The 12,276-nt window shown below is 64.2% G+C and carries 12 protein-coding genes; 8 read left to right on the forward strand and 4 right to left on the reverse strand.

Annotated features, from left to right (window positions below; all coding sequences use genetic code 11):
- Positions 1–196 precede the first annotated feature (196 nt).
- The 5 genes from AWB80_RS19730 to AWB80_RS19750 all read left to right on the forward strand — a co-directional run bounded on the left by AWB80_RS19730 (position 197) and on the right by AWB80_RS19750 (position 5,577).
- On the forward strand, positions 197–1,222 hold the full coding sequence (locus AWB80_RS19730) for a BMP family protein (protein WP_061176340.1): 1,026 nt from the start codon (positions 197–199) through the stop codon (positions 1,220–1,222).
- Positions 1,219–2,790 carry an ABC transporter ATP-binding protein gene (locus AWB80_RS19735; RefSeq protein WP_061176341.1) on the forward strand — a complete coding sequence of 524 codons (1,572 nt, stop codon included), beginning with the start codon at positions 1,219–1,221 and terminating at the stop codon, positions 2,788–2,790. Before AWB80_RS19730 ends, AWB80_RS19735 begins: the two co-directional genes overlap by 4 nt.
- Positions 2,787–3,905, forward strand: coding sequence for an ABC transporter permease (locus AWB80_RS19740; protein WP_061176342.1), 1,119 nt, complete (start codon positions 2,787–2,789; stop codon positions 3,903–3,905). The genes AWB80_RS19735 and AWB80_RS19740 overlap by 4 nt, the downstream gene beginning before the upstream one ends.
- Positions 3,902–4,819 carry an ABC transporter permease gene (locus AWB80_RS19745; protein ID WP_061176343.1) on the forward strand — a complete coding sequence of 306 codons (918 nt, stop codon included), beginning with the start codon at positions 3,902–3,904 and terminating at the stop codon, positions 4,817–4,819. The genes AWB80_RS19740 and AWB80_RS19745 overlap by 4 nt, the downstream gene beginning before the upstream one ends.
- Before the next feature lie 65 nt (positions 4,820–4,884).
- On the forward strand, positions 4,885–5,577 hold the full coding sequence (locus tag AWB80_RS19750) for a TetR family transcriptional regulator (protein WP_061176424.1): 693 nt from the start codon (positions 4,885–4,887) through the stop codon (positions 5,575–5,577).
- Positions 5,578–5,582: 5 nt separating this feature from the next.
- On the opposite strand, the gene AWB80_RS19755 is transcribed toward AWB80_RS19750, so the two are convergent.
- Genes AWB80_RS19755 through AWB80_RS19770 form a run of 4 tightly spaced genes read right to left on the reverse strand, consistent with a single transcriptional unit; the run spans position 5,583 to position 9,794 of the window.
- Positions 5,583–6,479 carry an ABC transporter permease gene (locus AWB80_RS19755; protein WP_061176344.1) on the reverse strand — a complete coding sequence of 299 codons (897 nt, stop codon included), beginning with the start codon at positions 6,477–6,479 and terminating at the stop codon, positions 5,583–5,585.
- Position 6,480: 1 nt separating this feature from the next.
- Complete coding sequence (locus AWB80_RS19760) at positions 6,481–7,395, reverse strand: ABC transporter permease (RefSeq protein ID WP_061176345.1); 915 nt, start codon at positions 7,393–7,395, stop codon at positions 6,481–6,483.
- Positions 7,396–7,411: 16 nt separating this feature from the next.
- Complete coding sequence (locus tag AWB80_RS19765; protein ID WP_061176346.1) at positions 7,412–8,701, reverse strand: ABC transporter substrate-binding protein; 1,290 nt, start codon at positions 8,699–8,701, stop codon at positions 7,412–7,414.
- 37 nt (positions 8,702–8,738) lie between these two features.
- A complete protein-coding gene (locus AWB80_RS19770; protein WP_061176347.1) occupies positions 8,739–9,794 on the reverse strand; it encodes an ABC transporter ATP-binding protein in 1,056 nt (351 codons plus the stop codon).
- Between the two features lie 271 nt (positions 9,795–10,065).
- On the opposite strand from AWB80_RS19770, the gene AWB80_RS19775 reads away from it, so the two are divergent.
- From AWB80_RS19775 to AWB80_RS19785, 3 genes are read left to right on the forward strand one after another with little or no spacing between them, the layout of a single operon-like run.
- Positions 10,066–10,983 carry a polysaccharide deacetylase family protein gene (locus tag AWB80_RS19775; protein ID WP_061176348.1) on the forward strand — a complete coding sequence of 306 codons (918 nt, stop codon included), beginning with the start codon at positions 10,066–10,068 and terminating at the stop codon, positions 10,981–10,983.
- Positions 10,980–11,684, forward strand: coding sequence for a GntR family transcriptional regulator (locus AWB80_RS19780; protein WP_061176349.1), 705 nt, complete (start codon positions 10,980–10,982; stop codon positions 11,682–11,684). Before AWB80_RS19775 ends, AWB80_RS19780 begins: the two co-directional genes overlap by 4 nt.
- Before the next feature lies 1 nt (position 11,685).
- Complete coding sequence (locus AWB80_RS19785) at positions 11,686–12,273, forward strand: flavin reductase family protein (protein ID WP_061176350.1); 588 nt, start codon at positions 11,686–11,688, stop codon at positions 12,271–12,273.
- The last annotated feature ends 3 nt before the right edge of the window (positions 12,274–12,276 follow it).

Genomic DNA, 12,276 nt, shown 5'->3' on the forward strand with positions numbered 1-12,276 from the left:
GGGTTCTCCGAAGCGTTGGATCAATGGCGTACGAGTGCATCGGAGACGCGGCGCAAGCGCGTCATCCGTAGGCGTTCTGCGTGGCATCGAGGAAGCGGTTCTTCATCGCACTGAAGGCGAATTGGCATCGAAGTTGCAATCAGCGTTTCAGTCATGAATAACCTACTTACCGAAAGTCAACGCAAAAGGAGTGCCAGTGATGTTGAGCTTGCAACAGGCTTCTCACGAAAAATTGCGCCGTCGTCTCGTGTCGCGCCTCGTCGTGACGGCCGGTGTCGTCGCGCTCGCCGCGCCCGCGTTCTTTCTCTCCGATGCTTACGCCGCCGATGACGCGATGCGTGTCGGCGTGCTGATTCCAGGATCGAAGACGGACAAGGGATGGATGGAATCGGGCTACGACGGCGTGCTCGCGGCGCAGAAGGAGTTCGGGCCGAAGCTCAAGACGCAGATCATCGAGAACATCAACTACGCGGACATGGAGCAGGCGCTCACGAATCTCGCGACGAAGAATCAGCTCGTGATCGGCATCGGCGGACAGACGCAGGCGGCCGTGCTCAAGATCGCCAAGCGCTTTCCGAACGTGAAGTTCTCGGTCGTCGGCGGCAACAAGGGCGAAAACATGCCGCCGAACGTCGCGGGCTACGACGTGAAGCAGGCCGAGATCGCGTTCGTCGCGGGCGCCGCCGCCGCGATGCTGTCGAAGAACGGCGCGGTGAGTTATGTCGGCGGCATGGAGATTCCTTCGATCGTCAATGCGGGCAAGGAGTTCGGCAACGGCGCGCGCTACGTGAATCCGAAGGTGAAGTACTTCGAGAGCTATACCGGCGACTTCGACAACGTCGCGAAGTCGCGCGAGGCGACGGCCGCGGCCATCGCGCAAGGCGCCGACGTTCACTATCACATCCTGAACCTCGGCCTGCGCGGGCTCGAACAGGCGGCAAAGGAAAAGAATACGCACGTCATCGGCAGTTATACGGACCGTTGCGGAAGCGATCCGTTGTATATCGCGTACAGCATCACGGGCGTGGGTTATCAGGCGCAATACGCGATCGAGCAACTGGAGAAAGGGCAGTGGCAGCCCGGCTACAAGGCGTTCGGCCTCGCGATGGGACCGAAGGCGTCGGGCATGGTCGTCTGCAAGTCGACGCCCGCGATGGACGCGAAGCTCAAGCAGATCGAAGACGACATCCAGAGCGGCAAGATCAAGGTGTCCGAGGGATGAGCGCGCTGCCTTCTCCGCTGCCCGAAGCCGCGCCGATTCTCTCGCTGAACGATATCGGCAAGCGCTTCGGCACGTTCACCGCACTCGAGGGCGTCTCGCTGGACCTGATGCCGGGCGACGTGCATTGCCTGCTCGGAGAAAACGGCGCGGGCAAGTCGACGCTGTGCAACGTGATCTTCGGCGTGCATCAGCCGGACTCCGGTGCCATGCGCGTGAACGGCACGCCGTACCGTCCGCGCAATCCGCGTGAGGCGCTCGCGCACGGCATCGCGATGGTGCATCAGCATTTCAGTCTCGTCGACGATGCCAGCGTGCTCGACAATCTGCTGCTCGGGCAGGCGCGCGGATGGCTGAATCGTCCGCGCGAGACGCAGCGTGTGGGCGATGTGCTCGCGAGCGTCGGGCTCGAACTGGCGCTCGATGCGAAGGTCGCGGATCTGTCGGTCGGCGAGCGGCAGCGCGTGGAGATCGTGAAGTGCCTGATGCGCGAGCCGCGTCTATTGCTGCTCGACGAACCCACCGCCGTGCTGTTGCCCGCCGAGATCGCCGCGCTGCTCGATACATGCGAACGCGTGGCGAGACGCGGCTGCGCCGTCGTGCTCGTCACGCACAAGCTCAAGGAGATCAGCCGCATCGCCACGCATGCGACCGTGCTGCAATCGGGGCGCGTGGTGGCGCGTTCGGCGTCGCCCGCGACCGAGATCGACAGGCTCGTCCACGCAATGATCCATCGCGAAGGCGACGACACGCCCGACGATCTCGCCGCGCGGCTCTCGCTCGTCAAGAGCGCTTCGCCGTATTCGCGCCCGCTGCAGGACGAAGTGCTGCAAATCGATGGCCTGAGCGCGCGCGATGCCGAAGGCGTGACACGGCTCGCGGACTGCACGCTCGTCGTGAATCGCGGGGAGATCGTCGGCATTGCGGGTGTGGAGGGCAATGGTCAGAGCGAACTCGGCGCGGTGCTCGCGGGCATGTCGAACGCATCGGCGGGGCGCTTTTTCATCGCGGGCCGCGACATGACTCAGGCGAGTCCGCGCGAACTGACGCACGCGGGCGTCGGCATCGTGCCGGAGGATCGGCACGCGGTCGGCTGCGTCACCGGGATGAGTCTCGCCGACAATCTGCTGCTCAATCATCTCGATCGCTATACGCGCGGAGGCTTTCTGAAGCGCCGTGCGATGCGCAGCGCAGCGCTCGAACTGATGCAGCGTTTCGACGTGCGCGCGAGCAGTCCCGATGCGCTGTTCGGCGGCCTTTCGGGCGGCAATCAGCAAAAGGCGGTGCTCGCGCGCGAACTGACGCTCGATCCGCTGATTTTTCTGCTCGCCGCGCAGCCGACGCGCGGTCTCGATGTCGGCGCGGTCGCCGCCGTGTATTCGCACATCCGCGCGGCGCGCGATCGCGGCGTGGGCGTGCTGCTTATTTCCTCCGAACTCGACGAGCTGATGAGCGTCGCCGATCGCATCGTCGTGCTGTATCGCGGCCGCATCATGGGCACGTGCACGCCCGAAGCGGGCAATCGCGGACGCATCGGCGCGTGGATGGCGGGCGCAGGAGAAACTGCATGAATCCCCACATGAAGCTGCAAACACCGCTCGCGTCCACGCCTGGCACGCAACGCTGGCGCGCGCGCTGGCCGCAATTGCGCGTGGCATGCGTGATCGCGGCGGCCGTCGCTTTCGCGATGTTCGCCGCGCTCGCGTTGATCGCGCTGATGCACGTTTCCATCGCCGATGCGCTCGCCGCGTTCGCCGATGGCGCATGGGGCTCGCCGTACGCGATCGGCGCGTCGATCAATCGCAGCCTCGCGTTCGCACTCGTCGGCACGGGCTTCGTGATCGCGAATCGAGCGAAGCTCACGAACGTCGGCGGGGAAGGGCAACTCGCGATCGGCGGCATGGTTGCGACCGCGATGAGTCTCTATGGCGGTTGCGCGCATCTGCCGTTCGGCCTGGCGTTCATGGTGCCGATGCTGTGCGCGGCTGCGGCGGGCGCGATCTGGGGTGGCGTGCCCGGCGTGCTGAAGGCGAAGGCCGGCACCAACGAAGTGATCAGCACGTTGCTGCTCTCGTTCATCGCGGTATGGCTGCTCTACTGGTGCGTGCAGAGCGAAGCGCTGCTGCGCCAGCCGATGACGACCGGCGCCACTCTGCCCGAATCGCTCGAAATCCCCGATCCAACCAAGCTGCCCGCGATCCTCGCCGCGAGCGGCATGAGCCTGAACATCGGCCTGCCGGTGACGATCGTGCTCGCGGTTGCATCGGCCATTCTGCTCACGCGTACGCGCTTCGGTCTCGCGCTGCGTGCCGCCGGGCTGAACGCCATCGCGGCGAAACGCGCGGGCTTGCCGATCGCGTCATCGCTGGTCGGTGCGCTCGCGCTCGCGGGCGCGTTCAGCGGACTCGCCGGCGCGCTGATGCTGCAAGGCGATCAATACTCGCTCAAGGCGGGTTTTTCGTCGGGCTATGGCTTCGACGGGCTCGTGGTCGGCCTGCTCGCGCGCGGATCGATCACCGGCGTGTTCGCCGCGGCGCTGCTGTTCGGCTTTCTGCGCTCGGGCGGCATCAACATGGAGATGGTCGCGCAGGTGCCTTCGGCGCTCGTGCTGATCGTGCAGGGCATCGTCACGATCGCGCTCGCGGGCGGCGCGTTGTGGCTCGACCGGGGAGAAACACGGCGATGAATCTTGAACTTCTCGCGGTCTTCGCGGGCGCATCCATTCGTCTCTGCGCGCCGATGCTGCTTGCCGCAACCGGCGAGCTCGTGAGCGAGCGCGCGGGCGTGCTCAACATGAGCGTCGAAGGCATGATGCTCACCGGCGCATTTCTCGGCGCGACGTTTTCATGGCTCACCGGCAGCCCGTCGATCGGCCTGCTGTGCGGCATGCTCGGCGTGATTCCGCTCGCGCTGCTGCAGGCTTTCCTGAGCGTGACCTTGCGCGCGAACCAGATCGTGACGGGCATCGGCATTAACATTCTCGCGCTCGGCGGCACGACGCTCGCTTATCGCGAGATCTTCGGTGAACGATCGAGCGCCGCGATTCCGGGACTCGCGCACTGGTCGCCTCCCGTGCTGGGCCAATTGCCGCTGGTCGGTGAACCCGTGTTCGGGCAGGTCTGGTTGCTGTATGCGGGGCTCGCGGTGCTGCTCGCCACCTCGGTCGTCATGCGCCGCACGGCGCTCGGCGTTGCGCTGCACGCAACGGGCGTCGCGCCGCGTGCGGTCGATCAGTCGGGCCTGCCAGTCGCGCGCATCCGCTACGGCGCGGTGTTGTTCTCGGGCGTGATGTCGGCGGCGGCGGGCTGCTTCATTTCCATCGGCGACATTCACACGTTCACCGAAGGCATGACGAACGGGACGGGCTATCTCGCGATCGCGGCGATCATCTTCGGCAACTGGAAGATCGGCCGCACGGCGCTTGCGTGCCTGTTGTTCGGCGCGGCCACTGCGATGCAGTTCCAATTGCCGATGTTCGGCCTGCACGTGCCGACGGCGCTGCTCATCATGCTGCCGTACCTGCTCGCGCTGGTGGCGGTAGCAGGCCTGATCGGCCGGCAGACCGCGCCGCCCGCGCTCACGCAGCCGTTCAAACGCTAGCGGCGGCGATGCGACGGAGTACCATCGTGTTTCGTCGCGCCGTGTTCAACTCATCGATCGAATTCATGCCACGTACCGCTGTTCCCGCGAAGAACAAGAAAGACGAGCCCACACGCCGCCAGCAGCTCGCCGCCAAGACGCGCGAGCGCATCTTCAGGATCGCCATCAGGGAGTTCGCCGACAAGGGCTTCAGCGGTGCGCGCGTCGAGACCATCGCGAACCGCGCGAAGGTGAACATCCGCATGATCTATCACTATTTCGGCGGCAAGGAAGCGCTTTATGTCGAAGTGCTCGAACATGTGCTCGCGCGGCTGCGCGAAGCGGAACTCGCAGTAACGCTCGACGTGCGTACCGTCGATCCCACGGCCGGCATCCTGCAACTCTACGATTTCACCGAAGGCCATTTCGCGGCGCATCCGGAATTGCTGTGCCTGCTGTCGTGGGAGAACCTGAATCGCGCACGTTTCCTGAAGCGCTCGAAAGTGATCCAGGCGATGTCATCGCCCGTGCTCGACAAGCTGCGCACGCTGATCCGGCGCGGCGAGACCGCGGGCACCTTGCGTCGCGGCATCGATCCGCTGCATCTGTACGTGACGCTCGTGAGCCTCGCCTATTTTCATAAGTCGAATGCGTACACGATCTCGCGGATGTTCGATACCGACATGCTCGCGCCTTCATGGCAATGCGCGCACAAGGCGCAGGCGCATGAACTGGTGCGCGCGTTCCTCGCCGGGGAGCGTGTGCTCGAACTGACGTAGGCCCTTCAGTTGACGAGCTTTCGGCGCCTGGCAATCGATCTCACGATCAGCAGGCCGGCGACCATTACCGCAAGCGACATCAGCGTCGTCACCGTGCCGAGCGCGTAGATGACGGGCGTCGTCACCGATGTCGTCAGGCCCTGCAATTCGAGCGGCAGCGTGTTCTGATCGCCTATCGCCTGCGAGGTGCGCGCGATCTCGTCCCACGACAGCGTGAAGCCGAACATGCCGACGCCGATCACCGAAGGCCCGATGATCGGCAGCACCACATGCCTGAACGACTGCCACGGCGAAGCGCCGAGATCGCGCGCCGCTTCCTCGTACGCCGGATTGAAACGGTTGAAGACCGCGAACATCACGAGCAGGCCGAACGGCAGCGTCCACGTGAGATGCGCGCCGAGCGCCGAGGTGAAGAGACCCATCGACGTGGTCCAGCTATCCGCGAACGACTGAAAGCCCCATTCGTTCGACAGATATTTGATGAGCGTGTCGAGCAGGCGAAAGGTGAGGCCAATACCGAGCGATACGATGATAGACGGCATGATGAGGCTCGCCACGGAAACGTAGAACACCGCGGTATCGCCGCGAAAGCGCCGCCTGAACGCAAGGCCCGCGCTCAGTGAGAACAGCACCGTCAGGACCGTCACCGCGAGCGCGAGCTTGACGGAGCGTGCGAACGCGGCCCAGATGTCGATATCGCCGACGCCGTCGCGCAAGGCGGCGAACCAGTGCAGCGAGACGCCGCGCATCGGGAAGGTGAGACCGCCTTCCGGACCCTGGAAGGACAGAATGAAGATCGTGATGACCGGCCCGTACAGGAACAGCACGAACAGCCCGAAGATGAGCGCGAGCCAGTAGAAGCTCGCGGGCCGATGTTCCCGATGCGCGATTGCACCCGCCATGTCACAACTCCTTTCTGATATCGACGGCGCGCGTCAGTGCCCATACGATCATCAGCACGACGGCGAGCAGGATGATCGCGTTGGCCGCGGCGGCGGGAAACTGCAGATAGCCCGTCTGCACCTGGATGATCTTGCCCACCGAGGCGATTTGCTGTCCGCCCATCACGCCGACGGTGAGAAAGTCGCCCATTACGATGGTGACGACGAAGATCGAGCCGATCACGATGCCCGTCTTCGACAGCGGCAGCACCACGTCGCGGATGACCTGCCAGCCGCTTGCGCCGGCGTCGCGCGCCGCTTCGAGCAGCGCACGGTCGATGCGCATCATCGCGTTGAAGATCGGCACGATCATGAAGAACGTGTAGAGATGCACGAACGCGAGCACGACCGAGAAGTTCGAGTACAGCAGCCATTCGATCGGCCGGTCGACGAGATGCGCCGACATCAGCGCCTGATTCACCAGTCCGTTGCGCCCGAGAAGCGGAATCCACGAGATCATGCGGATCACGTTCGAGGTCCAGAACGGAATCGTGCAGACGAGGAACAGCACGGTCTGCATCGCGGTGGTGCGCACATGAAAGGCGAGGAAGTACGCGATCGTGAAGCCGAGCACGAGCGTCACGGCCCACACGATCGCGCAGAACCTGAGTGTCGACCAGTAGGTCTTGAAGGTTACGCAGACATCCGTGAACGAACCGCAGCCGTCCAATATTGCCGCATAGTTCTTCAGCGTGAACGCCGGGATGATCTGATATTCGTTGAAGTCCCAGAAGCTCACGATCAGCGTGATCACGAGCGGCACGATGAAGAACAGCAGGAAGGTCAGCGTGAGGGGCGTCGCTTGCAGCCACGCGCTCACGCGCCGGTGACGCACCGGTGTTTGCGTCGCCTGCTGGAGATATTCGACCGAAGCCATCGTGAGCGGCGCTCCCTTATGCGGCGATGAACTCGTTCCATTTCTGGACCATGTAGATGTTCTCGTCCATCACCGCGTTCCAGCAGGCGATCGCCCCCATGCGCTGGTTGTACGCGCCGCCGTCGCGCACGCTGCCGGCTTTCTCAAGCAGCTGGCCGTCGGGCGCCTTGATGTCCTGCGCGGCGGGCTTGCCTTCCATCCAGTAGTCCCACTCGTAAGCCTGCATGTGCGACTTGGCCGTTTCGGTCACGCCGGGGTAATAACCCTGGCGCATCAGATACGCGCCCGCCCAGCCGTCCTGGAACCAGTTGACGAATTCATACGCGGCATCCAGTTTCCTGCCCTGCAGCGAACGCGGAAAGCCGAAGCCCGAGGCCCACGAGCGATAGCCTTCCTTGAGCGGCTGGAACTTGCACGCGATGCCCATCGTGCGGACCTTGGTGACGGCGGGCGACCACATCGACTGGATCACCACTTCGCCCGAGGCCATCAGGTTCACGCTCTCGTTGAAGTCGCGCCAGAACGCACGGAACTGTCCGGCGCGCTTCGCTTCGATCAGCATCCTGATGGTCTGGTCGATCTCCGCCTTCGTCATGTTGCCCTTGTCGCCGTACTTGACCTGACCCGTCGCCTCGATCGCCATGGCCGCATCCATGATGCCGATGGCCGGAATGTTGAGCAGCGCCGCTTTTCCCTTGAACTGCGGGTTGAGCAGGTCGGCCCATGTCGTCACGGGCCGCGAGATCAGATCCGGGCGGATGCCGAGCGTGTCCGCGTTGTACGTCGTGGGGATGAGCGTCATCCATTCGGTGGGTGTCGTGCTGAATTCGGTCGAGCGCGCGCCCTTGAGAAACATCACTTTCTTCGGTGCGGTGCCCTGATCGCCGATCTTCTTGCCGTTCACCTCTCCTTTGGTCAAGACGGGCGTGATCTTGTCAGCGAGCCTGATGCGCTTCGCGTCCATGCCCGCGAGCGTGCCGGCGGGAATCAGCTTCTTGAGCGAGAAGTATTCGGTATCGACGATATCGAACGAATTCGGTTGCGTGATGATGCGCTTGGTCACATCGTCGGTCGTGACCGGAATGTATTGAATCTCGATGCCCGTATCTTCCTTGAACTTCTTCGCGATCTCCGCGCTCTGGTTTACCGCGGTGCCGAGATAGCGCAGCGTGATCTTCTCCTGCGCGTGCACGTAGGGAAACCCGGCGATGCCCGCCGCCGCGACCGCGCCCTTGATGAAAGTGCGGCGTGAAATTCCTGCGTTCGTGGTGTCTGCATCGCGTGCGTTGGCTTGTTCGTCGTTCATGGACTCTCCTCGAATTTGAAGTTGTGAATGCCTGAGTTCACGCGGCGAGCGGATGCGCGTTCTGCTCGTCCCACCATACCGTCACGCGCGCGCCGGGGCCGGCGCGTTGCGCATCGTAGTCGGCGTCACTGATCATCGAGACGAGCTCGGACGAACCGTCGAGCGGATCGAGCGTCATGCGCAGATGCGTGCCCTGATACTCGGCTTCGCGCACCGTGCATGCGAGTCCGCCGATGCGCAGAAGACCGCTGTCGCCGGCGCTCGTGCCGGGCGCGACGCCCTGCGGCGCGATGCGCAGATGATCGGCTCGCACCGTGAAAAGCCGCCCGCTGGAACCGAGCACGTTATGGCCGCCCAGAAAGCGCGCGACGAATTCCGTGCGCGGCCGATTGAATACGTCGAAAGGCGTGCCGCTCTGCTCGATATGACCGTGGCTCATCACGACGACGAGATCCGCGAGCGCCATCGCTTCCTCCTGCGAATGCGTGACGTGCACGAAGGTGATGCCGAGCTCCTTCTGCCAGCGCTTGAGTTCGGCGCGCATCTGCACGCGCAGGAACGGATCGAGCGCGGAGAGCGGCTCGTCGAGCAGCAGGCAGCGCGGCTCGTTGAGCAGCGCGCGCGCAAGCGCGATGCGCTGTTGCTGTCCGCCCGAAAGCTGCGCAGGCTTGCGGTTCGCGTAGGACGACATCGCGACGAGTTCGAGCAGTTCGCCCGCGCGCTTCCTGCGCGCTTCCTTCGCGACGCCGCGCACCTTGAGACTGAACGCGACGTTGTCGAGCGCCGAGAGATGCGGGAAGAGCGCGTAGCTCTGAAACACCATGGCCGTGCCGCGCGCGACCGGCTGCTCGCGCGTGACATTGCGCCCGCCGATCAGCACATCGCCTTCGGATACCCACTCGTGGCCCGCGATCATGCGCAGGGTCGACGTCTTGCCGCAGCCGGACGGCCCGAGCAGACAGCAATACGCTCCGCCGGGAATGCGCAGATCGATGGCGTCGACAGCGAGCGCATCGCCATAGCGCTTCGAAACATGCACGAGCTCGATATCGGCCGGGCTCGCTCGAACCACCGTGGATGCCGGTTGAACCATGAAGGCTTGTCCTGTTGAGGAGGCTGATTGAATGCAGCGGGCAAGCCATTGCAAGACATATGCCATTCGTGCCCGGCCGCGCATTCGAGGCGCGCGATGAGGAACGCTGCACGGTGCGCTGACAGCAGGTGCCGACGAATTGGCGCGCATATTGCACACGATCGCGGACCCCGATCGTCTGCGTTTGCAGGTGTTCGACGTGTGCGATCGAGGTGCGGATCACGTCCGCCATGGGGCATGACCTAACCAAACCGGTTCATCACATTCGACAATGAACGACTTCGATCCGTTGAAGACGCATGGACGTTTCGACTATCGCCCGATCCACGAAAGCGATGGTTATCGCTGGCCAAACGGCGCGGGCCTCGCGGTCTATCTCGGTTTCAACCTCGAACACTTCGTGTTCGGCGAGGGGCTGGGCGCGGCGCTCGGGCCGCTGTCGCCGCATCCCGACGTGCTCAATTTCAGCTGGCGCGAGTACGGCAATCGCGTGGGCGCGTGGCGCTGCATCGAACTGTTCGATGCACTCGACCTGCCCGCGGGAACGCTCATCAACACCTCGCTCTACGATCACTGTCCCGAGCTCGTCGAAGCATGCGCCGCGCGCGGCGACGAACTCATCGCGCACGGTCACACGAACGCGCGGCGTCAGAGCGATCTCGACGAGGACGGCGAACGCGCGTTGCTCGCGCACTGCCGCGCGCGCATCCTCGAACGTTCCGGCGCAGCGCCTTCGGGATGGCTCTCGCCGTGGATCTCCGAATCGCATCGCACGCCGGACCTGCTCGCCGAGACGGGTTACCGTTACACGCTCAACTGGTGTCACGACGACCGGCCCGTGCGCATGAACACGCGCGGCGGCCCGCTCTGGTCGATTCCCTATCCGCAGGAGCTGAACGACCTGCCGATGATCATGGCGCGTCAGATGGACATGCGCGACTTCGCGGACATGATCATCGATCAGTTCGACGAGATGCTCGAACAGACGCAGCGCGCGCGCACGCCGCAGGCGCTCGTGATGGGCATTGCGCTGCATCCGTATATCGTCGGGCAACCGTATCGGTTGCGGCATCTGCGACGCGCGCTCGCGCATATCGCGGCGGCGCGCGAGGACATCTGGCTGACGACGCCCGGCGCGATCGCGCGTCATGCCGACGAAGCCGTGCCCGTTCCGGTGCAGGCCGCATGAACAGCGGGAAGGAGAGCGCGGACGCGCGCATCTACCGGTCGATCTTCGAAGGCGTGCTGAATCGCAGGCTCACGCCCGGCACGAAACTGCCCGAGCCCGAACTATGCGCGCTCTTCGGTGTGGGTCGCGCGGTCGTGCGGCGCGCGCTCGAAAGGCTCGCTTACGACGGCATCGTCGTGCTGCGTCCGAACAAGGGCGCGGTGATCGCGCAGCCGACCCGCGAGGAGACGCGCGCGATCTTCGAGGCGCGGCGTGCGGTCGAGCGCGCGCTCGTCGAACTCGCGGCGCAGCGCGCGAGCGCCGCCGATATCGCCGCGTTGCGCGGACAGCTCGACGAGGAACACGAGGCGATGCATCGCTTCGATCAGCCATCGTGGGCGCGGCTTGCGAGCGCGTTTCATCTGCGTATCGCGGCGCTCGCGGGCAATGCGATCCTCGAGCGCTATCTCAGCGAACTGATCTCTCGCTGCTCGCTGATCGTCGGCGCTTACGAGCCGGTCGGCAACGCGCCGTGCGAGCACGATGAGCACACTGTCATCCTCGATTGTCTCGAAACGCGCGATGCCGTGGGCGCGATCACGCACATGATGGCGCATCTGCACAGCCTCGAGGCGCGCATCGAGACATCGCGCATGCCGGGCGCAAACGGGCTCGCGCATCTCCTCGGCCTCGATCCCACACGACGAACCGCAGTGGAGTGATATGGAAATCGATTTCGAAAGGATTACTGAGTACAAGCGTTACAAGCTGATGGCGAGTCTCATCGTGCCACGGCCCATTGCTCTCGTCACTACGCTCGGCGTGGACGGGACCGTCAACGCCGCGCCGTTCTCGATGTTCAACATGCTGGGCGAAGAGCCGCCGATCGTCATGATCAGCATCAACCGGCTGGCCGACGGCACGTTGAAAGACACTGCGGTGAATGTCCCGCGTGAAAGGGAGTTCGTCGTACATCTCGCCGATGAAGCCATCGCGCAGCAGATGCATCGCTGCGGCGAACGCTTCGCTGCGGATGTTTCCGAGCTCGAACAAGTGGGTTTGAGCGCGCTTGCCTCGACGCGCGTGAAGCCGCCGCGCATTGCAGAGGCGCCCGTCGCGTTCGAGTGCGCGCTGTGGGAGACGCTCGAAACGGCGAGCCGCCACATCTTCATCGGCCGCGTGCTGACGCTGCATGCGCGTGACGAACTCATCGATATCGATACGTGGCGCGTCCGCCTGGAGCATTACTTTCCGGTAGGTCGCTTCGGCGCGAGCGATTACGTGACGACACGGGACCGCTTTCAGTTGTGATGG

This window comes from Caballeronia pedi, assembly GCF_001544915.2.
In the GTDB taxonomy this organism is placed as follows: Bacteria; Pseudomonadota; Gammaproteobacteria; order Burkholderiales; family Burkholderiaceae; genus Caballeronia; species Caballeronia pedi.